Origin of the sequence: Streptomyces virginiae, assembly GCF_041432505.1 — a bacterium.
Classification (GTDB): domain Bacteria; phylum Actinomycetota; class Actinomycetes; order Streptomycetales; family Streptomycetaceae; genus Streptomyces; species Streptomyces virginiae_A.
In genome coordinates, this window is record NZ_CP107871.1 from 6,688,376 (window position 1) to 6,709,012 (window position 20,637).

At 71.9% G+C, this 20,637-nt stretch carries 18 protein-coding genes; 10 read left to right on the forward strand and 8 right to left on the reverse strand.

What is annotated here, in order from left to right; all coding sequences use genetic code 11:
- Positions 1-17 precede the first annotated feature (17 nt).
- Together OG624_RS31005 and OG624_RS31010 are read left to right on the forward strand one after the other, a co-directional pair.
- Positions 18-1,295, forward strand: a complete 1,278-nt coding sequence (locus OG624_RS31005; RefSeq protein ID WP_033217785.1) for an SAV2148 family HEPN domain-containing protein — start codon at positions 18-20, stop codon at positions 1,293-1,295.
- A gap of 121 nt (positions 1,296-1,416) precedes the next feature.
- Positions 1,417-2,154, forward strand: a complete 738-nt coding sequence (locus OG624_RS31010) for a 3'-5' exonuclease (RefSeq protein ID WP_033217955.1) — start codon at positions 1,417-1,419, stop codon at positions 2,152-2,154.
- Between the two features lie 18 nt (positions 2,155-2,172).
- Here OG624_RS31010 and OG624_RS31015 read toward each other — a convergent pair whose 3' ends face one another.
- On the reverse strand, positions 2,173-3,045 hold the full coding sequence (locus OG624_RS31015) for a phosphotransferase enzyme family protein (RefSeq protein ID WP_033217787.1): 873 nt from the start codon (positions 3,043-3,045) through the stop codon (positions 2,173-2,175).
- An 84-nt stretch (positions 3,046-3,129) separates the two neighbouring features.
- Here OG624_RS31015 and OG624_RS31020 point away from each other — a divergent pair, with 84 nt between their 5' ends.
- From OG624_RS31020 to OG624_RS31055, 8 genes are all read left to right on the forward strand, one after another.
- Positions 3,130-5,322 (forward strand): FUSC family protein, encoded by a 2,193-nt coding sequence (locus OG624_RS31020; RefSeq protein ID WP_371640066.1) that lies wholly within the window; start codon positions 3,130-3,132, stop codon positions 5,320-5,322.
- Between the two features lie 52 nt (positions 5,323-5,374).
- The gene (gene mgt / locus OG624_RS31025; protein ID WP_033217791.1) at positions 5,375-6,577 is read left to right on the forward strand and encodes a macrolide-inactivating glycosyltransferase; all 1,203 of its coding nucleotides are present in this window, start codon (positions 5,375-5,377) and stop codon (positions 6,575-6,577) included.
- Positions 6,578-6,597: 20 nt separating this feature from the next.
- A complete protein-coding gene (locus OG624_RS31030) occupies positions 6,598-7,170 on the forward strand; it encodes a DUF1697 domain-containing protein (RefSeq protein ID WP_371588692.1) in 573 nt (190 codons plus the stop codon).
- 86 nt (positions 7,171-7,256) lie between these two features.
- The gene (locus tag OG624_RS31035; protein WP_161288491.1) at positions 7,257-8,009 is read left to right on the forward strand and encodes a DsbA family protein; all 753 of its coding nucleotides are present in this window, start codon (positions 7,257-7,259) and stop codon (positions 8,007-8,009) included.
- 76 nt (positions 8,010-8,085) lie between these two features.
- Entirely contained in the window at positions 8,086-9,087 is a 1,002-nt protein-coding gene (locus OG624_RS31040) for a ketopantoate reductase family protein (protein WP_033217795.1), read from the forward strand.
- A gap of 326 nt (positions 9,088-9,413) precedes the next feature.
- Positions 9,414-10,241, forward strand: coding sequence for an FAD binding domain-containing protein (locus OG624_RS31045; protein WP_371640067.1), 828 nt, complete (start codon positions 9,414-9,416; stop codon positions 10,239-10,241).
- The gene (locus tag OG624_RS31050) at positions 10,238-12,955 is read left to right on the forward strand and encodes a molybdopterin-dependent oxidoreductase (protein WP_033217799.1); all 2,718 of its coding nucleotides are present in this window, start codon (positions 10,238-10,240) and stop codon (positions 12,953-12,955) included. The genes OG624_RS31045 and OG624_RS31050 overlap by 4 nt, the downstream gene beginning before the upstream one ends.
- Positions 12,956-12,959: 4 nt before the next feature.
- Complete coding sequence (locus OG624_RS31055; protein ID WP_033217801.1) at positions 12,960-13,931, forward strand: antibiotic biosynthesis monooxygenase; 972 nt, start codon at positions 12,960-12,962, stop codon at positions 13,929-13,931.
- A 46-nt stretch (positions 13,932-13,977) separates the two neighbouring features.
- Here the strand turns inward: OG624_RS31055 and OG624_RS31060 are convergent, their stop codons facing one another.
- The 7 genes from OG624_RS31060 to cysC all read right to left on the reverse strand — a co-directional run bounded on the left by OG624_RS31060 (position 13,978) and on the right by cysC (position 20,634).
- Entirely contained in the window at positions 13,978-14,736 is a 759-nt protein-coding gene (locus OG624_RS31060; RefSeq protein WP_033217803.1) for a sirohydrochlorin chelatase, read from the reverse strand.
- 5 nt (positions 14,737-14,741) lie between these two features.
- A complete protein-coding gene (locus OG624_RS31065) occupies positions 14,742-15,638 on the reverse strand; it encodes an ABC transporter permease (RefSeq protein ID WP_033217805.1) in 897 nt (298 codons plus the stop codon).
- The gene (locus OG624_RS31070) at positions 15,625-16,419 is read right to left on the reverse strand and encodes an ABC transporter ATP-binding protein (protein ID WP_033217807.1); all 795 of its coding nucleotides are present in this window, start codon (positions 16,417-16,419) and stop codon (positions 15,625-15,627) included. The genes OG624_RS31065 and OG624_RS31070 overlap by 14 nt, the downstream gene beginning before the upstream one ends.
- Positions 16,420-16,453: 34 nt before the next feature.
- The gene (locus OG624_RS31075) at positions 16,454-17,587 is read right to left on the reverse strand and encodes an ABC transporter substrate-binding protein (protein WP_371588694.1); all 1,134 of its coding nucleotides are present in this window, start codon (positions 17,585-17,587) and stop codon (positions 16,454-16,456) included.
- Between the two features lie 214 nt (positions 17,588-17,801).
- A complete protein-coding gene (locus OG624_RS31080; protein WP_033223469.1) occupies positions 17,802-19,151 on the reverse strand; it encodes a sulfate adenylyltransferase subunit 1 in 1,350 nt (449 codons plus the stop codon).
- Positions 19,152-19,153: 2 nt separating this feature from the next.
- On the reverse strand, positions 19,154-20,092 hold the full coding sequence (gene cysD, locus OG624_RS31085; protein WP_033223470.1) for a sulfate adenylyltransferase subunit CysD: 939 nt from the start codon (positions 20,090-20,092) through the stop codon (positions 19,154-19,156).
- On the reverse strand, positions 20,089-20,634 hold the full coding sequence (gene cysC, locus OG624_RS31090) for an adenylyl-sulfate kinase (RefSeq protein ID WP_030715207.1): 546 nt from the start codon (positions 20,632-20,634) through the stop codon (positions 20,089-20,091). The genes cysD and cysC overlap by 4 nt, the downstream gene beginning before the upstream one ends.
- Positions 20,635-20,637 lie beyond the last annotated feature (3 nt).

Consider the following 20,637-nt stretch of genomic DNA (forward strand, 5'->3'; position numbering starts at 1 on the left):
CAGAAGGCGGTGCACGGGTGAGCTCGGGAGGTCTGGAGCTGCCCCCTGGTGACAGCAGTCACGAGGGTGGCCCGGCGGACGCCCCAGGGGGTGTCCCCGGCGGGACACCCGCGGGGATCCCGGCCGGGGCGGTCTCCCTGGCGGGCGGACCGGCCGAGGCCGGGGACGCGGGGACCGGCGTGGAGCTGGACTGGGGCGCGGAGGCCTGGAGCGAGGTCCGGACCCGGGCACAGCGGGCCGGCCGTGCGTACATCTGGCTGAATCTCATCGAACAGCGCCTGCGCGCGGTGGTCGGGGCGGTGCTCCGGCCGATCTACGAACCGGTGCACGGCACCGACGACTGGGTCGTGGCGGCCGCCGGGCCCGCCGGGCAGGAATGGGTGCAGCGGGCCGTCGCCGTGCGCGAGGTCAGCCGGCGCAAGGGCTACCTGCTCGACTCGGCCGACGACAACGTGCTGAGCTTCCTGACCCTGCCCCAGCTGCGCGAGCTGATGGTCCAGCACTGGCCGTGCTTCGAGCCGTACTTCGACGACCGGCGCGAGATCGAGCTGGCCCTGGACGAACTGGAGGTCACCCGCAACGTCGTCTCCCGCAACCGGGCCCTGTCCCGGCCCGTGCTGGAACAGGCGGAGCGCGCCTCGGCGCGCCTTCTGGAGGTACTGGGCGGGGTCTCCGGCAGCCCTGCCGCGGACCGGCTGCCGATCGACGCCGTCGAGGACCTGGTCGGCGACCGGTACGCGGACGTCATCTCCGTCCACCCCGACCGGGTACGGCTCCAGCGCCAGCTCCCGGCCGAGGACCTCTTCGGCGGCGCCCGGCGGCTCGACGCCATCGGCATAGGGCTCAACCTGCTGGTCCAGAACTTCTCGGGCCGAAGACTCGTCCGGCTCACGGAGGCCGGCTGCCGGGTGCGGCTGCTGTTCCTGAACCCGGCGAGCAGCGCCGTGAAACGGCGCGAGCGGGAACTGGGACTGCGCAAGGGCGAGCTGAGCCGCTCGGTCGAGATGAACATCCTGCACGTCCGCCGGGTCCGGGCGGGACTGCGGGACCCCTCCCGCTTCGAGATCCACGTCTTCGACGAGACCCCGCGGTTCACCGCCTACCTGGTGGAGGGGCAGTCCTCGGGCATCGCGGTGGTGCAGTCCTACCTGAGGCGGGCGCGCGGCATGGAGTCCCCGGTCCTGGTGCTGCGCGGCGGCGGGCGCGGGGTGCCGAAGGACGCGGATCACGGGCTGTTCACGACGTACCGGGAAGAGTTCGAGTCGATGTGGGAGGACTCCCGACCGGTGTCCTGACACCGGGCGTGGCGGCCCCGGCGCGCCCCCGGCGGCCTGGCTGTCAGTGCCCCGTGGCAGGCTGAAACCCGTTGACCGAAGGTGTACGGGGGAGGGGCACGGGGTGGAGGACTGGCACGGCATGGGGGACTGGCACGGCGGTGTGCTGATCGGATTCGACCTTGAGACGACCGGCACGGAGCCGGGGGAGTCGCGGATCGTGACGGCGGCCCTGGTCGAGGTGCGGGGCGGAGCGGTGCGCGAGCGGCGCGGCTGGCTCGCGGACCCGGGGATACCGATCCCGGAAGGGGCGTCGGCGATCCACGGGATCAGCACGGAGCGCGCGGTCGCCGAGGGACGCCCGGTGCGGGAGGTCGCGGACGAGGTCGCCGAGGCCCTGGTCGGGCATTGGCGCACGGGCGCGGTGGTGGTCGCGTACAACGCGGCCTTCGACCTGACCCTGCTGAGCGCCGAACTGGCCCGGCACGGGCTGCCGTCGCTGGCCGACCGGCTGGGCGGGGCGGCACGGACCGGACCGGTGGTGGACCCGCTGACCATCGACCGGGCCGTGGACCGCTACCGGCGGGGCAAGCGGACCCTGGAGGCGGTCTGCGGGGTGTACGGGGTCACCCTCGAGGACGCGCACGACGCCGGGGCGGACGCGCTGGCCGCGGTCCAGGTGGCCCGCGCGATAGCCGAGCGGCATCCGGAGGTGGCGGGGCTCAGCCCGGCCGACCTGCACGCGCGGCAGAGCACCTGGCACGCCCGCTGGGCCCGCGACTTCCAGTCGTACCTGCGCCGCCAGGGCACCCCGGACGCGGTGATCGACGAGGCCTGGCCGCTGCGCGGCCTGATCCCGGCCCAGGGCCGACCCGCCTGAGGACGTCCAGGAGGACGTCTAGAACGAACGCCACCGGGCTTCCCGGTCGCCGTCCCTGAGGGAGGCCACGCGGCGGCGGAACTCGGCCCGTGCCGCCGGGTCGGTGGGGGCGTGCTGGGCGACCCAGGCACAGCTTGCCGTCTCCCGGGCGCCGCGCAGGACCGCGCAGCCCTCCCAGTCGCGGACGTCCCACCCGTACGCCGCCACGAAGGCCTCGTACTCCTCGGACGGCATGCCGTACCGGTCCCGGGAGAGCGCCATCACCACCAGGTCGTGCTCGCGCAGATCGACCGACACGGTCTCCAGGTCGACCAGTGCCGGGCCGTCGGGGCCCATGTGGACGTTGCGCGGCAGGGCGTCCCCGTGGATCGGGCCCCGGGGCAGCCTCGGGGTCAGGGCCGCCAGCTCGCCCGCGTAGGCGTCCCGGCGGGCCCGTAGATAGGCCGCGTCGGCCGGGTCCACGGCGTCCTGCGCCAGCCGCAGCCAGCGCTCGACCCCGGCCAGAAGGTCCCGCGCGGGCAGGGCGAAGGGCGGCTCGGGCAGCGCGTGCACCCGGCGCAGCAGCGCCGCCAGGTCCGCGGGCCCCGCGGGCCGTACCGCGTCCGGCAGCCGGTGCCACAGGGTCAGCGGGTGCCCGTCCACCAGCCGCGGCTTCGGCTCGGCCGCGCGGACCGCCGGGATACCGGCCTCGGCGAACCAGCCGGACACCGCGAGTTCCCGTTCGGCCCGCTCCAGCAGCGCCGCCTCCCGTCCCACCTTCACCACCAGGTCGCCGATGGCGAAGACCGCGTTCTCGCCGAGCGCGAGGAGCACCGCCGCGCCCGACGCGCCCGGCGTGCCCCTGGTCAGGCCCGCTGTCGCCAGTACGTTCCGTGCCCGCGCCTCGTCCATACCGCCGCTCCCGCCCCTCGCCGTGGATCCGCTCCCGCACGCCAGTATGTGGTGGCTTCCGGCAGGTGGCCCGATCCTGGAGTCATGTGCGCCGAACATGCCGGACGCGCCGACCGGGGTCCCTCGGTCGTGACACGGCGCGCCCTGCGCACCACGCTCTCCGCGTGCGCCTCGTTCTTCGTGTGCCTGTACGCGCTGGACCGGCCGGTGGCGGCGACGTACGCGCTGTTCGCCGCGGTCTCGATGGCCGCCCTCTCGCACATCCCCGGCACCGGACGCCAGCGGGCGGCGGTCATGGCCAAGGCGACCCCCGCGGCCTGGCTGCTGCTGACGATCGGCACCTACCTGGCGATCCGGACCTGGAGCGCCGTGGTCGGCATGCTCCTGATCGGCTTCTTCCTGGCCTTCGTGGCGGCGGCCGGGCCCCGCGCGGCGGGCGCCGCCCCGGGGCTGCAGCTGCTCTACATCCTGCCGTGCTTCCCGCCGTACGCGCCGGACACCCTCCTCGAACGGCTCGCGGGGGCGACCTTCGGCCTGCTGCTGCTCATCCTTGCCGAAACCTTCCTCCTGCCGGAGAAGCCCGGGCCCACCTACCGGCGGACGGCCGCCGACACCGCCGCCCGCTGCGTCGCCGAGCTGGGCGTCGCCCCGTACACCCTGTCCGCCGCCTCCGCGGAGACGGCCAAGGAGGCCGGCGGGTCGCTCCGGCCCTTCCGGGTCGACGAGGCCGACCGCCCCGCCGGGCCGGGCCTGCGGGACCGTGCCCTGTCCCACGCGGGCCTGGCCGCCCGTACGCTCCTGGCCCGCCTGGTGAACCTGCCCCCGGCACCCCCGCCCCCGGGCCCGGTGCCCATGGAGCAGGAGGCCGAGGTGCTGACCGCCGTCGGCCGGGCCGTCACCGAGACCGCCGACCTGCTGGACGGCAAGGCCGACACGACCGAGGCCGCCGACGCCCTGCGGCGCGTACGGGAGCAGGCCGCCGCCTCGGCGGCGCGGGAGGCACCCACGACCGCCCCGCGGGGCCGTCGGCGGGCGGCGGTGCTGGAGGTGACGGACGCGGCCGTGGCCCTGGCGACGGCCGCCGAGCTGGCCGTACGGGGCCGGCACGCGCGGGTGCCCGAAGACGTCGACTCGGGCAGGTTCTGGTACGCGGGCAAGCGCGCGCCACGCCTGTGGTGGCACCGGCTGGCGGGCCACGCCGGGCCGCGCTCCGTGTACTTCCAGAACGCCGTCCGGATCAGCCTCGCGCTGGCAGCCGCCCGTACGGTCGCGGGCGTGGACTCCCTGCCCCACGGCTTCTGGGCGATGCTGGCCGTCCTCAGCCTGACCCGGACCACCGCCGCCCAGACCCGGGCGACCGTACGCGTGGCGATCACCGGCACCATGCTCGGCGCCCTGGTCACGGGCCTGCTGCTGGCCCTGATCGCCGGCCACACCACCGTCTACGCGATCGCCCTGCCGTTCGTGATGCTCACCGCGTTCCGGGTGGGGCCGGTCCGGGGCGTGGGCTGGGCCCAGGGCCTGTTCACCCTCACCGTGGCCTTCGTCTTCGCCCAGCTGGCGCCCGTGACCTGGCAGCTGGCCGAGGTCAGGATCCTGGACGTGATCATCGGCAGCCTGATCGGTGTGGTGTTCGGCGTGCTCGCCTGGCCGCGCGGGGCGCAGCGGGAGCTGCACCGGGCGGTCGCCCTGCTGCTGACGACGGAGGCCGAGACGGTCGAGCGCGCCACGGCCGCCGTGGTGGAGGGAGGACCGGGGCACGTCCCCGACGACCGGCCGCTCCAGCACGCGCTGACCATGGCGGAGTCCGCGTTCGCCCAGCACCAGAGCGAACCACGGACGACGACCGAGGACCCGACCACGGACTGGCAGGCGGCCATGATGTCGGGCCACCACGTGCTGTGGGGCTCGCGGCGACTGTTCGTCCGCGGCGGTCCGGCCGTCGGGCCGGCGAACGGTGTCCGGCTGGACCACCGGGCGGCCGGGGTGGCCACCCGGATGCGGAAGGCCGCCGAGTGGGCCGGTGCGGGGGCGGGGGAAGCCGCGGATCCGCGCAGCGGACCGCCCGTGCCCGGCGGGCCCGCCACGGACGGTCCGCCGGGGGTCTCCTCGCCGCGGTTCTTCGCCGCGCTCGCCTGGCTCAACTCCCTCGACGTCGACGTCGACCGCATGACCGGCGCGGATCACCTGTTCGGCCCACCGCGTCCGAACGGCTCGTCGGGCCCGTCGGGTCCGTCGGGTCCGGCGGGCTCTGCGGGCCAAGCGGGTCCGTCCTGAGGCCGCCGGAAACAACTTGCACGAGACGTATCGTCTCGTTTACGGTTCGATCATGACCACAGCGAAGCCCGCCCACATCGCCATGTTCTCCATCGCCGCCCACGGACATGTGAACCCGAGCATCGAGGTGATCCGGGAGCTCGTGGCCCGGGGCCACCGTGTCAGCTACGCCATCCCCGCCTCCTTCGCCGAGAAGGTCGCGGAGACCGGCGCCACGCCCGTGATCTACACCTCCACCCTCCCCACCGACGACGCGCCGGAGGCCTGGGGGACCGAGCTCATCGACAACCTGGAGCCGTTCCTGACGGACGCCGTCCAGGCGCTCCCGCAGCTCGCCGCCGCCTTCGAGGGCGACGAGCCCGATCTCGTCCTCCACGACATCACCTCCTACCCCGCGCCCGTGCTCGCCCACCGCTGGGGGGTCCCGGCCGTCTCGCTCTCCCCGAACCTCGTAGCCTGGGAGGGGTACGAGCAGGAGGTGGCCGAGCCGCTGTTCGCCGAGCTGAAGGCCTCCGCGCGCGGGCAGGCGTACTACGCCGCCTTCGCCGCCTGGCTCGGCGGGAACGGTCTCGGCGAGGACGTCGACCGCTTCCAGGGCCGCCCGCGGCGCAGCGTCGTCCTCATCCCCCGGGCGCTCCAGCCGCACGCCGATCGCGTCGACGGGTCCGTGTACACCTTCGTCGGCGCCTGCCAGGCCGATCGCGGCACCACCCAGGGCGCATGGCAGCGGCCTGCCTCCGCCGAGGGGAAGAAGGTCGTCCTCGTCTCGCTCGGCTCCGCCTTCACCCGGCAGCCGGCCTTCTACCGCGCCTGCATCGAGGCCTTCGCGGACCTGCCCGACTGGCATCTCGTCCTCCAGATCGGCAAGTTCACCGACGAGGCCGACCTGGGTCCGGTCCCCGCCGGTGTGGAGGTCCACCGCTGGGTCCCCCAGCTGGACATCCTGCGCCAGGCCGACGCGTTCATCACCCACGCGGGCGCCGGTGGCAGCCAGGAGGGGCTCGCCACCGCCACCCCGATGGTCGCCGTCCCGCAGGCCGTCGACCAGTTCGGCAACGCCGACATGCTCGTCTCGCTGGGCGTGGCCCGCCACGTCCCGATGGCGGAGGCGGACGCCGCGACCCTGCGCGAGGCGGTCCTCGGACTGGTCGCCGACCCCGAGGTCGCCGCCCGCGCGGAGGCCGTCCGCGCCGGGATGGCCGCCGAGGGCGGCACGCGGCAGGCCGCCGACCTCATCGAGGCCGAATTGTCGTAGGAGGGTTCTAGGGTGCGCCCATGGCGAAGAAGGCGATGACGAAGACGACGACGAAGTACGCGGTCCTGCTGCGCGGGATCAATGTCGGCGGGAACAAGAAGGTCCCGATGGCGGAGCTGCGTTCGCTGTTGGAGGGGCTCGGCCACGGCGAGGTGCGGACGTATCTGCAGAGCGGCAACGCCGTCTTCAGCAGCGCGCGGCAGGACCCGACGGACCTCGCTCGGGAACTGGAGGCGGCCGTCGAGGCGCACTTCGGCTTCCGTGTGGCGTGCCTGGTGCTGGACGGCGCGTACCTGCGCGGCGTCGCCGAAGCCTGTCCGTTCCCGGCCGCGGAACTGGAGGGCAAGCAGCTGCACGTCACCTTCTGCTCCGAACAGCCCGGCCCGGAACGCTTCGCCGCGCTCGACGAGGCGGCGTACCTCCCCGAGGAGTACCGGATCGGTGACCGCGTCGTGTACCTCCACGTCCCCGAGGGCCTGGGTCGCTCCAAGCTCGCCGAGGCCCTCGCCAAGCCCGCCGTCGTCAAGGGCCTCGACGTGACCACCCGCAACTGGAACACCGTCGCCAAGCTCGTGGAGCTGACCGCGCCCTGATCCCGGGCCTCGAAAGAAACAGGTGTGCGCCCCGAGCCGGTGACGTCTACAGTCCGGTTGTTCATCGGGAGGGGGGAAACGTGCAGATGAGAACAGTCGGACGGCTGGCCGCCGCGGTCGCGTGGGGAGCGCTGGCGGTGGCCACGGCCGGATGTGGCCAGGGGGCGTACGCCCCCTCGTCGAGTGGGGCCGCCGCGCCCCCGACGTACGCGGGGATCACGGATCTGCCCGAGGCCCTGGCGGCCGACGGTACGACGATCACGGTGGGGGACCCGCTCGCGAAGACGGTCGTCCGGCTCTACGAGGACCCCAGGTGCCCGGTCGTGGTCGATTTCGAGTCCACCGGCGCCAAGACGATCCGCGCGCAGACCATCAAGCGCCAGGTGAGGACGGAGTACACGCTCGCCTCCTTCAAGGACGTCCGGCTGGGTGGCGACGGCTCCAAGCGCGCCGTCAACGCCCTGCGCGCCGCGCTGGACGGGCAGAAGTTCGCCGAATACCACGCCGTGCTGATCGACAACCAGACGGCGGTCGAGGAGTCGGGCGGCTTCACCACGGAGCGTCTGCTCGAACTCGCCGATCGGGTCCCCGGTCTGCGCGGCGAGGCCTTCGACACCGCGGTGTCCACGATGAAGCACCAGGACTTCGTCACCGCGTCGCAGTCGGCGTACGAGCACACGGGCGACGACCCGATCGGACCGGGCACCCCCTCGTTCGGGATCAACTCCAAGCTGGTCCCGGAGGGATTCCGAGGGGTCTTCTTCGAGGAGCAGCTCACCGAGGACCTGTTGACCGTGGTCCGGTCGGATCCCTCCGGCCGGCAGAACTACCAGTCGTAAGGCGCGCCTCCGCCCGCACGGCAGTTCTCCGCGCCCCGGCGGTCACACGGGCGGCCGGATGTGCCAGGCTCGGGGCATGCGTTACATCATCATCGGCGCGGGCGCGGTCGGCGCCACCATCGGCGGACGGCTCGCGGAGGCGGGCGGTGAGGTCGTCCTCGTCGCCCGCGGCGCGCACGCGCAGGCCCTGCGGGCCGAGGGGCTGCGGCTCACGACGGCCGACGGGACCCGGGTCCACCGGCTGCCCGTGGTCACCGGACCGGACGAACTCGGTGAACTGCGCCCCGACGACGTGCTGCTGCTGTGCGTGAAGACCCAGGACGCCATCGCCGCGCTCGACGCGTGGGGCGACGCGGAGGTCGCGGGCGGCGGTACGGCCGCCCAGCGGCTGCCGGTGCTGTGCGCGCAGAACGGTGTGGAGAGCGAGCGGCTGGCGCTACGGCGCTTCGCGCGCGTGTACGGGGTGTGCGTATGGCTGCCCGCCACCTTCCTGGAGCCGGGCGTGGTCTCGGCGTTGTGCGCGCCACTGACCGGCATCCTGCACGTGGGCCGGGCCGCGGGCGACACGGACGCCCTGGCCCGGTCCGTCGCGGCGGACCTCGCCAAGGCCGGCTTCGGGGCGCCGGCGGCCCCGGACGTGATGCGCTGGAAGTACGCGAAGCTGCTCGGGAACCTGGGCAACGCGATCCAGGCGACCACCGGACCGGAGCCGGACCCGGCGAAGGCGGCGCTGCTGCTGCGGGCCGTCCGCGAGGGCAAGGCCGCCTTCCGGGCCGCCGGCATCCCGTACGCCTCGGACGCCGAGCAGGCGCTGGCCCGCGACGGCAAGGTGGAGCAGCCGGCCGGCGTGCGGGGCGGCTCGTCCTGGCAGAGCCTGGCGCGGGGCACGGGCTCGGTGGAGGCGGACTACCTCAACGGGGAGATCTCCCTGCTGGGCCGACTGCACGGGGTGCCGACGCCGGTCAACGACGTCCTGCGGCACGCGGCGAACATCTTCGCCCGGGAGGGCCTGCCGCCGGGCGCCATGTCGATCGAGGACCTGACGGCCTTGGCGGACGAGGCGGCGGCCCGGGGCTAGGGCCTTCGAGGCCGCGCCCGGCGGCAGCGCTCGACAGCCGCGCTCGGCAGCCGCGCTTGACGGTGCCGGGCAGGTCGGGGATACGCTGAAGGGGAGTCTCTACGTCCGCCGGTCCTCGTCGAACTGTCCGACCGCAGCGGCAGGAGTGGACCCGGATTCGCCCCGGATCCGACCCGGGGACGATTCATGGGTGCCGCTTGGCCGACCGGGCCTTCGACGCGAACGCGGTGCGGTCGCCCGAGGTCGAGGCGACGCCCGCCCGCGTGCACGTTCAGGCCGGTGGATGGTCCGTCACACGCCTGCCGTCGTGAGGGAGAGCGATCTCCGTGGACCTCAACACGATCACCGAAATCGTCCGGAGCCCCACCGACCGGCCGGGCGCGGACTGGCGCGAGGGCGATGCCTGGCTCGCGGGAGGAACGTGGCTGTTCTCGGCGGAGCAGCCGGATCTGCGCCGCCTGGTCGACCTGACCACCCTGCGGTGGGACCCCCTCGTCCCGACCGGCAAGGGCCTCGAAATCGGTGCCACTTGCACCATCCGCGAGTTCTACGCCTTCCGACCTCCGGTCGACTGGACCGCCGGCTCGCTGTTCGGGAGGGCCTGCGAGGCGTTCCTGTCCTCGTTCAAGGTCTGGAACGCGGCGACCGTGGGCGGAAACATCTGCATGTCGCTGCCCGCCGGCCCCATGATCACGTTGACGGTCGCACTGGAGGCTCGCTACGAACTGTGGGGCCCCGACGGGACGACGCGCACCGTCGACGCCCTCGAGTTCGTGACCGGCAACCACCAGAACATCCTCGCCCCGGGGGACATCCTGCGACGCGTCGAGATCCCGGTCCACGCCCTGCGTAAACGCGTGGCGCACCGCCGGTTCACCCTGACCCGCCTCGGCCGCTCGACGGTGTTCCTCGTCGGTACGCGCACGCCCGGAAACAACGATCTGCTGCTCACCGTCACCGCCGGCACCACCAGACCCGTGCGCATGGTCTTCGACGACATGCCCGACGCCCCGACCCTGCAGCAGAGCATCGACGTCATCCCCACCGACGTCTGGTTCGACGATCCCAATGGCACTCCCGGCTACCGCCGCCATCTGACGAAGCACTTCGCCGAGGAGATCCGCCGTGAACTCGGGTCCGGGAGCACGCCATGACGTACCGCGTGAACGGCAGGAGCTTCGGCGAGGAGCCGGCGCCCGGACAGTGCCTGCGCACCTTCCTCCGCGCGCTCGGCCACTACGGTGTCAAGAAGGGCTGTGACGCGGGAGACTGCGGAGCCTGCACCGTATGGCTGGACGGCAGCCCCGTGCACAGCTGCATCACCCCCGCCTTCCGCGCCGACGGCCGTGAGGTGACCACCATCGAGGGGCTGGGCTCGCCCGGGAACCTGCATCCGATGCAGCGGCAGTTCCGCGACGCCCCGGGATTCCAGTGCGGCTTCTGCACCGCCGGAATGATCATGACATCGGCGACCTTCAGCGAGTCCCAGAAAGCCGATCTTCCAAGAGCGTTGAAGGGCAACCTCTGCCGCTGCACCGGCTACCGGGGGATCGAGGACGCCGTACGGGGCGTCGTCGGCGTGGAGAACGCCGAGCCGGGAAAGGCCGTTGGAACGAGCGTCGGAGCACCTGCCGCCAACGACGTGGTGACGGGCCGCGCCGAGTTCACCATGGACACCCACATGGAGGGCATGCTGCACCTCAAGGTGCTGCACTCGCCGCACGCCCACGCCCGGATCCTGTCGATCGACAAGAGCGGCGCCCTCGCCGTTCCCGGCGTACAGCGGGTCTACACCTGGGAGGACGTGCCGCGTAGAGCCTTCACCACGGCGATCCACACCGACCACCTGGTCGACCCGGACGACACCCTCATGCTCGACCGGACGGTCCGCTTCGTCGGTCAGCGTGTCGTCGCCGTCGTCGCCGACACGCCCGGCGCCGCGGAAGAGGGCTGCCGGAACGTCGTCGTCGCATACGAGCCGCTGCCCGCGGTGTTCGATCCGGAGGAGGCCATGGCCGAGGGAGCCCCGCAGATCCACGGGGCCGACGACCCCTTCGTACGCGACCCCGTCCACAACATCCTGCTCGAGATCCATTCGCACATCGGAGACGTGGACGCGGGCTTCGCCGAGGCCGACGTGATCCACGAAGGCACCTACTCGTCCCCGCGCGTGCAGCACGCGCATCTGGAGACCCACGGCTCGATCGCCTGGATGGAGGACGGACGCCTGAACGTCCGCACCAGCTCCCAGTCGCCCTCCATCGCCAAGGTCAAACTCGCCCACCTGTTCGCACTGCGCCCGGACCAGCTCCGCGTGTTCTGCAAGCGCGTCGGCGGCGGCTTCGGCGGCAAACAGGAAGTCATCTCGGAGGATCTCGCCGCGCTCGCCGCGCTCGACACCGGCCGGCCCGTGTGCTTCGAGTACACCCGCGAGGAGGAGTTCACCACTGCTTCGCCGCGTCATCCGATGACGCTGACGGTCAAGCTGGGCGCGAAGGCGGACGGCACGCTCACCGCCTTCCAGGTCCGCAACGTGTCGAACACGGGCGCTTACGGCAACCACGGCGGCGAAACCCTGTTCGCGGGCGGCGCGGCCGTGATGATCTACCGCTGCCCCAACAAGAAGTACGACGCCTACTCCGTCTACACGAACACCGTTCCGAGCGGGGCGCTGCGCGGGTACGGGATGACCCAGCCTGCCTTCGCCGTGGAATCGGCGATGCACGAACTGGCCCTCGCCCTCCACATGGACCCGCTCGAACTGCGCCGCCGCAACATCGTGCGGCCGGGCGACCCGCTCGTCGCCATGCACGACGGCCCCGACGACGTGACCTTCAGCGAGGACGGACTCGCGCAGTGCCTCGACCTGGTGGACCGGGCCCTGGCCCGGACGGCCGGGGACCCGCACCTCGGCCCGGACTGGCTCATCGGGGCGGGCGCGGCGGCCTCCCTGCACGAGACCGCGCCCCCGACGGAGCACATCTCGGAGGCCTGGGTGACGCTCGGCGACGACCTCGTCTACGAACTCGCCGTCGGCACGGTCGAATTCGGCGAGGGCACCTCGACGGCCCATGTCCAGATCGCCGCCGACCAGTTGAGCACCACACCGTCGAGGATCCGCCTCGTGCAGTCCGACACCGACCGCACGGGATTCGACACGGGAGCCTTCGCGAGCGCCGGACTCTTCGTGGCCGGCAACGCGGTGCTGCGGGCGAGCAACGCCGTGCGCGATCGCATCCTCGAGTTCGCAGCCGCCCACACGGGCATCCACCCCGTGATGTGCTCGATGGACGACGACGGCGTCGTCTGCGGGGACCAGCGGGTGTCACTGGCCGAACTCGTCGCGCTGGCACGGGCGCGCGGCATCCGCTTCACCGCTGCTCGCAAGGCCTACGGATCGCCCCGGAGTGCGGTCTCCAACGCGCACGGATTCCGGATCGCGGTCCACCGGGTGACCGGTGAGATCCGCGTCCTCCACAGCGTCCAGGCGGCCGACGCCGGCGTCGTCATCAACCCCGCGCAGGTACGGGGACAGGTGGAGGGCGCCGTCGCCCAGGGAATCGGCTTCGTACTGACCGAGAACCACCGCCTCGACGCGAACGGCGCCGTGGTCAACCCGAACTTCCGCAACTACCGCATCCCCACCTACGCCGACGTCCCGCGCACCGAAGTGCTCCTGGTGGGCTCGGCGGACTCCGTCGGGCCGATGCGGGCGAAGGGCATGGCGGAGTGCAGCATCAACCCGGTGGCCCCCGCACTGGCGAACGCACTCCAGGACGCCACGGGAGTCCGCTACCGGTCGCTCCCGCTGACACCGGAACGGATCTACGACCGGCTCGGTGAGAAGCGGTCGCACTCGAAGGCCTGAGCACATGGACACCGAGAAGCACCAGGAAGACGCCGAGGTCACGGCGATCATCGCCCAGAAGGTCCTGCCCGGACGGGAGCGGGAGTACGAGACGTGGCAGCAGGGCGTCAATGCCGCCGCCGCCGAGTACGACGGGTACCTCGGCGTCGAGGTCACTCCACCGACACCCCTGCAACCCGAATGGGTCGTGGTCTACCGGTACGACTCGGTACCCCACCTGCAGGCGTGGATCAACAGCTCGACCCGGCAGGGACTCCTCGAAGTCGGCGACAAGTACCTCGACGGCCCCGGAACCCAGCAGGTGGTCAGCGGCCACGCGCCCGCACAGAATCCGCTGGTGACCGTGGTGATCACCCACCGTGTCCGCCCTGAGCACGTCGAGGACTTCCTCGCATGGCAGCGCCGGATGACCGAGGAGGAGAGCAGGTTCGAAGGCTTCCGCGGGAGCGAGTTCTTCCCGCCCATCGAGGGGGTTCAGGAGGAGTGGACCACGCTGTACCGGTTCGACAACTCCGAGCACCTCGACGCCTGGCTGACCTCGGACAGAAGGCGCAAGGTCCTCTCCGAGGGAAAGGATTTCGACTTCAAACTGCGCACGATCGACAACTCCTTCGGCAGCTGGTTCGCCTTCGAGGAGAACGGCAGGGAAGCACCGCCGCCTTCGGTCACCAAGACCGCCATCGCGGTCTGGGTCGGCCTGTACCCGACCGTCGTGCTCCTGGCGCTCGCCACGTCACCGCTGGGGATGCCGCTCTGGCTGGGCCTGCTCGTGGGCAACCTGCTGTCGAGCCTCGTCATGAGCTTCTTCACGATGCCCTACTACGTGAACCCGCTCCTGGGGCGCTGGCTCCGCCCGTCGCCGGACGAACCACCGGCCAGGACCAACCTCATCGGCATGGGGATCGTCACCGCCCTGCTGGCCTTCTGGGTCGTGGTCTTCTACCTGGTGACCACCCGGATCTGGACCCTGCCTTGACACCTGCGCGGGCGGCCTCCGAGGCCGCCCCCGGTTGCCCGCCTGCCTACGCGCTGAGGGCGGGCAGCCGGGCCGGGGTCGTGGCGGCGGCCGCGTCGAAGCGGTGCAGCAGCAGTCGGGCCAGTTCCGGGGCCGCGCCCAGGACGTCCGCGACGACGTCCGCGCCCGCGGCCTCGGCGCCGGCCGTGATGCGGTCCGGGAGCCGGCCCGGGGCGATGACGTACGGGGCCACCGCCACCCGCTCGAAGCCCTCGGCGCGCAGGGCCCGTACGGCGTCCTCCGTACGGGGCAGTGCGGCGGAGGCGAACGCAGGCCGCACGGCACACCAACCGGTGCGCCGCCACTCCCGCGCGGTTTCAGCGATCACTGCGATCGCCTCCGGGTCCGTGGAGCCGGCGGACGCGAGCACCACGGCGGTGGTGGCGCGGTCCGCCGGGGTGAGGCCGGCTTCGGAGAGCCGGCGTTCGAGGGCCGTCAGCAGGAGCGGGGACGGCCCGAGGACGTCCGCCACCCGCACCGACAGCCCCGGCAGGCGCGAGGTCGACTCGGCGAGCGCCGCCGGGATGTCGGACTTCGCGTGGAAGGCGCGGGTCAGCAGCAGCGGGAGCGCCACGACCTCCCGTACGCCGGACAGGTAGAGCGAGGACAGCGCCTGTCCCACCGTCGGGGTGTTGAAGTCGAGGAAGGCCGTCTCCACGCGCAGCCCCGGCCGCAGCGCCCGTACGCGCCCGGTGAGGGCGTGCACGGTCGCCGCGTGCCGCGGATCGCGGCTGCCGTGGGCGATGACCAGGAGGGCGTGGGACATGGCGATCAGCTCTTCGCCAGCAGGCCGCGGCTGCGCAGCACCCACCGCTCGACGGGGCTGAAGATCAGCAGGTCGATGGCGATGCCGACGACCAGGATCAGGATGATCGCGAGGAACACGCCCGGCAGGTCGATGTTGTTGCGGCCGTTCTCCAGCAACTGGCCCAGGCCCAGGCCCAGGTCGGGCGAGGAGGCGATGATCTCGGCGGCCATCAGCGAGCGCCAGGAGAAGGCCCAGCCCTGCTTGAGGCCGGCCAGGTAGCCGGGCAGCGCGGCCGGCATGACGATGTGCCGGGCCCCCCGCAGACCGGTGGCACCCAGGGTGCGGCCGGCCCGCAGGTACAGCGGTGGGATCTGGTCGATGCCGGAGACGAGGCCGTTGGCGATGGACGGGACGGCGCCCAGCAGGATGACCGTGTACATCATCGCGTCGTTGAGGCCGAACCACAGGACGGCCGGCGGCACCCAGGCCACCGACGGCAGCGACTGCAGGCCTTGCAGGATCGGGCCGATCGCGGCGCGGACGAACTTCACCCGGGCGACGAGCAGTCCGAGCGGCGTACCGATGGCCAGGGCCAGCAGGAAGCCGAGCAGACCGCGGGAGACGCTGGTCCAGATGACCTCCAGCAGCGTGCCCTTGACCCACATGTCGGACAGGCTGTTCCACACCGCGGACAGCGGGGGCAGCTTGGTCTCCTCGGTCACGTGCGTCGCGACGAGGATCTGCCAGACCAGGAGCACCAGGCTCACGGCCAGGACCGGCGGGAGGACCTTCTTGACGAGGATCTCGCGGATCGGGGTGCGGTGGGTCTGGACCGCGTCGAGGGCGTCGAGGCCCGCCTCCAGGCCGGCCAGGTCGTCGGACTTGCCCGTGGCCTTCGAAGTGATGTCAGTGCTGGCCATGGCGGCGGATCTCCCCACGCAGGTGTTCAGTGATCTCCAGGGACAGTTCCGCTACGTCCGCGTCCTCGATGCGGCGCGGCTGCGGGATGTCCACGGTCCATTCCTTCGCGACCCGGCCGGGCCGGGAGGAGAGCAGGACCACGCGCTGGGCGAGGCGGACGGCCTCGCGCACGTTGTGGGTGACGAAGAGGACGGACAGTCCGGTCTCGGCCCAGATGCGGGTGAGCTCGCCGTGCAGCACGTCCCGGGTGATGGCGTCGAGGGCCGCGAACGGCTCGTCCATGAGCAGCAGCCGGCTGTCCTGGGCGAGCGCCCGGGCCAGTGCCACGCGCTGGCGCATACCGCCGGACAGCTCGTGCACGCGCTTGCCGTACGAGCCGCCGAGGCGGACCAGCTCCAGCAGCCGCTCGGCCTCCGGGCGGCGCTCGGCCTTGGCCACCCCGCGCAGGCGCAGGGCGAGTTCGATGTTCTTGCCCGCGGTCAGCCACGGGAAGAGGGCGTGCTCCTGGAACATCAGGGCCGGACGGCCGCCGGGGGTCTCGATGGATCCCGCGGACGGCTTGTCCAGACCCGCGACCAGGTTCAGCAGCGTGGACTTGCCACACCCCGAGGCACCCAGGATGGTGACGAACTCGCCGGGAGCGACATCGAGGCTGATGTCGTCCAGGACGAGTTGCGATCCGGCCGGGCCGGAGAAGGACTTCGAGACGTGCTCGATGCGGGCAGCGTGCGTCTGCTCCAGGGCGGAGCCCTCGGCAGCCTTGGCAAGCGTGGTGGCCATGGTCGTCACCTCCTGGGGTTGCTGGGTTGTGGGGTTACTTGGCGCCGAGGCCGGCGTCGGAGACCTCGGGCTTGCCGGCGGCCTTGAGGACCTTGTTGAGGAGGGTCAGGTCGTAGATGCCGGCGAGGTCGGGCTGCTCGATGAGCTTGGCCTTGACCGCCCACTCCGACTGGGTCTTCAGGGTCGCGGCGAGCGGGTCGTCGGTGATGGCGATGCTGGGCCAGGCGGGGTCGATGACCTTGGCGTCGAGCGGCTTGCCGCCCTCGGCTTCGAGGCGGGCGTTGGCGGAGGCCTTCGCCTTGTCCTGGTTGGCGTGGATCCACTCGTTGGTCTTGACGGTGCCGCGGAGCACGGCCTCGACGACGTCCGGGTGTTCCTTGAGGAACTTCTGGGACACGATGATGTTCGTGATCACGAACTTCTTGTCGGGCCACAGGGCGGTCTCGTCGAGGAGGACGGAGCCGCCGTCGGAGACGAGCTTGGAGGCGGTGGGTTCCGGTACCCAGGCGCCGTCGATGGAGCCCTGCTTGAAGGCGTCGGGGGTGACCTTGTTGTCGGTGCGGACGACGGAGACGTCGCCCTTGCCGGACTCGGGGTCGACCTTCCAGCCCTTCTCGGAGATCCAGTTGAGGAAGGCGACGTCCTGCGTGTTCCCCTTCTGGGGGGTGGCGATCTTCTTGCCCTTGAGGTCGTCCAGGGTCTTGATCTTGTCGGGGTTCACGACGAGCTTGACGCCGCCGGAGGCCGAGCCGGAGATGATCCGCAGGTTGGAGCCCTTGGACTTGACGTAGCCGTTGATCGACGGGGAGGGGCCGATGAAGCCGATGTCGAGAGAGCCGCCGTTGAGGGCTTCGATCTCGGACGGGCCGGCGTTGAAGGACTGCGGCTTGATCTTGGTGCCGTTGAGTTCCTTCTCGATCAGGCCTTCCTGGAGGCCGACCAGCGCGGTGGCGTGCGTCAGGTTCGGGAAGTACCCGATCCGCACCTCGGAAGCCGAGAGCTTCTTGCCCGCGTCGGCCGCGTCGGCCGCGTCGGCGGCCTTCGGCTCGTCCTTCGTGGCCTCGGAACCGTAGCCGCAGGAGGCGAGCGCACCGATCAGGAGCGGCAGGGCGGCGGCGGCGACGATGCTGCGGCGGAGGGCGGTGCGGGTGCTGGCGGTGGCAGGCACGGGAGGACTTCCTCTCGTGACGGCGTCATCTCATGACGCGCGTCTTCGTTTGTGGAGCGATGGCGGATACGGCCGGTGGGGGGCGTGGGCGCGCATGCGGTGCGCGTACGTCATCGCGCACATCGCGCAACCCCTCCCTGGCCGCTGCCGAGGGCGCCGCTGCCTACGCGGCCGCCCTCCTTCGCGAAGCTGGAGAAGATGTCGGGGAGCATGGCTAGAAGTCCCAGCCTTCCTCGTCGGCCTGAACGGTCGTCTCGGCCTGGGAGGCGAAGGACTCGCCCGCCATGCCCGCCGCCAGCGTCGTTCCGTCGGCCGGGTCGATCAGCAGGAAGGACCCGGTCCGGCGCGAGTCGGCGTACGCGTCGAGCGCGAGCGGCTCGGCGGTACGGACGACGACACGGCCGATGTCGTTGGCCACCAGCTGCCCGGGGTTCGGGTGCTGGGACAGGTCGTCCAGGGTCAGCCGCGAGGGGATCTCCTTGACGATCGCCTTGACCGTGCGCGTCGTGTGCTTGATCAGCACCCGGGCGCCGACGGCCAGGGGCTGGTCGGCCACGTGGCAGACGGTCGCCTCGACGTCCTGCGTGGTGGCCGGCGCGTTCGCGGACGGCGCGATCAGGTCGCCGCGCGAGATGTCGATGTCGTCCTTCAGCCGCAGCGTCACCGACTGCGGGGCCCAGGCGATGTCCACGCTCTCGCCGAGCGCGTCGATGCCCTCGATGACCGAGGTCCGGCCGGACGGCAGGACGGTCACGGCCTCGCCGACGCGCAGCACGCCGGAGGCGATCTGGCCCGCGTAGCCGCGGTAGTCGGGGTGCTCGGCGGACTGCGGACGGATCACGTACTGCACCGGGAAACGCGCCGGGCAGGCCGTGAGGTCGTGACTGACCGGGACGGTCTCCAGGTGCTCCAGCACCGTCGGGCCGCCGTACCAGTCCATGTTGGCGGAGGCGTCCACGACGTTGTCGCCGGCCAGCGCCGAGATCGGGATCGCGGTGATCTCCGGGACGCCCAGGTCGGAGGCGTACGCGGTGAACTCCTCGGCGATGGCCGCGAAGACGGACTCCTGGTAGCCCACCAGGTCCATCTTGTTCACGGCCAGGACCACGTGCGGGACGCGCAGCAGCGCGGCGACCGCCGCGTGCCGGCGGGTCTGCTCGATCACACCGTTGCGGGCGTCGACCAGGACCACGGCCAGGTCGGCGGTGGAGGCGCCGGTGACCATGTTCCGGGTGTACTGCACGTGCCCCGGGGTGTCCGCGAGGATGAACCGGCGGCGCGCGGTGGCGAAGTACCGGTACGCGACGTCGATGGTGATGCCCTGCTCACGCTCGGCCCGCAGGCCGTCGGTCAGCAGCGCGAGGTCGGGGGCCTCCTGGCCGCGCTGGGCCGAGACGGCCTCGACGGCCTCCATCTGGTCGGTCAGGACCGACTTGGAGTCGTGCAGCAGCCGGCCCACCAGGGTGGACTTGCCGTCGTCGACGGAGCCGGCGGTCGCGAAGCGCAGCAGCGTGGTCGCTGCGAGGTCGGCAAAATTGGCGACCTGATCGGTGGTGCTGGTCATGTCTAGAAGTACCCTTCGCGCTTGCGGTCTTCCATCGCGGCCTCGGACATCTTGTCGTCGGCGCGGGTCGCGCCCCGCTCGGTGAGACGGGAGACGGCGATCTCGGCGATCACGGCGTCCAGCGTGGTGGCGTCGGAGTCGACGGCGCCGGTGCAGGACATGTCACCGACGGTCCGGTAGCGGATGAGCCGCGTCTCGGGCGTCTCGCTCTCCTTCGCGCCGCCCCACTCGCCGGCCGTCAGCCACATGCCGTTGCGCAGGAACACCTCGCGCTCGTGGGCGAAGTAGATCTCCGGCAGCTCGATGCCCTCGCGGGCGATGTACTGCCAGACGTCCAGCTCGGTCCAGTTCGAGAGCGGGAAGACACGCACGTGCTCGCCGGGGGCGTGGCGGCCGTTGTAGAGCTGCCACAGTTCGGGGCGCTGGCGGCGCGGGTCCCACTGGGAGAACTCGTCGCGGAGGCTGAAGACGCGCTCCTTGGCGCGGGCCTTCTCCTCGTCGCGGCGGCCGCCACCGAAGACGGCGTCGAACTTCAGGCTCTGGATCGCCTCGGTCAGCGGCACGGTCTGCAGCGGATTGCGGGTGCCGTCCGGACGCTCGCGCAGCTTGCCCGCGTCGATGTACTCCTGGACGGAGGCCACGTGCAGGCGCAGGCCGTGCTTCTCGACCGTACGGTCGCGGTACTCCAGCACCTCGGGGAAGTTGTGACCCGTGTCGACGTGCAGCAGCGTGAACGGCACCGGCGCCGGCGCGAACGCCTTCAGCGCCAGGTGCAGCATGACGATGGAGTCCTTGCCGCCGGAGAAGAGGATCACCGGCTTCTCGAACTCGCCCGCCACCTCGCGGAAGATGTGCACGGCCTCGGACTCGAGGGCGTCGAGGTGCGACAGCGCGTAGGGCGCATCCGTCTCGTCGTGGACGTGTGCGACGGTCGTCGTCATGCCAGACCCCTCTCGGTGAGCAGCGCGTGCAGGGCCGAAGCCGACTCCCGCACGGTCTGCGTGTGCGACTCGATCCGCAGGTCCGGGGAGTCCGGCGCCTCGTACGGGTCGTCGACCCCGGTCAGACCGGAGATCTCGCCCGCCGCCTGCTTGGCGTACAGGCCCTTGACGTCACGCTCCGAGCAGACCTCGACCGGGGTGGCCACGTGGACCTCCAGGTACGAGGTGCCCTCGGCGGCGTGCCGCTTGCGGACGGCCTCACGGCTGTCCGCGAACGGTGCGATCACCGGCACCAGCGCCTTGACCCCGTTGCTCGCGAGGAGTTCGGCGACGAAGCCGATCCGCTGCACGTTGGTGTGCCGGTCCTCGCGGGTGAAGCCCAGGCCCGCGGAGAGGAACTCGCGGATCTCGTCCCCGTCGAGGACCTCCACCCGGTGTCCTTCGTCGCGCAGCCGCTCGGCCAGCGCGTAGGCGATGGTGGTCTTGCCCGCGCTCGGGAGCCCGGTCAGCCACACGGTGGCGCCCTGGTCGCTCACGCTCATCTG

Bases quoted from the DNA above. Each gene is read 5' to 3' on its own strand.
- OG624_RS31010 (WP_033217955.1), top strand. From the start codon at position 1,417: ATGGGGGACTGGCACGGCGGTGTGCTGATCGGATTCGACCTTGAGACG.
- OG624_RS31015 (WP_033217787.1), bottom strand. From the start codon at position 3,045: ATGGACGAGGCGCGGGCACGGAACGTACTGGCGACAGCGGGCCTGACC.
- OG624_RS31020 (WP_371640066.1), top strand. From the start codon at position 3,130: ATGTGCGCCGAACATGCCGGACGCGCCGACCGGGGTCCCTCGGTCGTG.
- mgt (WP_033217791.1), top strand. From the start codon at position 5,375: ATGACCACAGCGAAGCCCGCCCACATCGCCATGTTCTCCATCGCCGCC.
- OG624_RS31030 (WP_371588692.1), top strand. From the start codon at position 6,598: ATGGCGAAGAAGGCGATGACGAAGACGACGACGAAGTACGCGGTCCTG.
- OG624_RS31035 (WP_161288491.1), top strand. From the start codon at position 7,257: ATGAGAACAGTCGGACGGCTGGCCGCCGCGGTCGCGTGGGGAGCGCTG.
- OG624_RS31040 (WP_033217795.1), top strand. From the start codon at position 8,086: ATGCGTTACATCATCATCGGCGCGGGCGCGGTCGGCGCCACCATCGGC.
- OG624_RS31050 (WP_033217799.1), top strand. From the start codon at position 10,238: ATGACGTACCGCGTGAACGGCAGGAGCTTCGGCGAGGAGCCGGCGCCC.
- OG624_RS31055 (WP_033217801.1), top strand. From the start codon at position 12,960: ATGGACACCGAGAAGCACCAGGAAGACGCCGAGGTCACGGCGATCATC.
- OG624_RS31060 (WP_033217803.1), bottom strand. From the start codon at position 14,736: ATGTCCCACGCCCTCCTGGTCATCGCCCACGGCAGCCGCGATCCGCGG.
- OG624_RS31065 (WP_033217805.1), bottom strand. From the start codon at position 15,638: ATGGCCAGCACTGACATCACTTCGAAGGCCACGGGCAAGTCCGACGAC.
- OG624_RS31070 (WP_033217807.1), bottom strand. From the start codon at position 16,419: ATGGCCACCACGCTTGCCAAGGCTGCCGAGGGCTCCGCCCTGGAGCAG.
- OG624_RS31080 (WP_033223469.1), bottom strand. From the start codon at position 19,151: ATGACCAGCACCACCGATCAGGTCGCCAATTTTGCCGACCTCGCAGCG.
- cysD (WP_033223470.1), bottom strand. From the start codon at position 20,092: ATGACGACGACCGTCGCACACGTCCACGACGAGACGGATGCGCCCTAC.
- cysC (WP_030715207.1), bottom strand. From the start codon at position 20,634: ATGAGCGTGAGCGACCAGGGCGCCACCGTGTGGCTGACCGGGCTCCCG.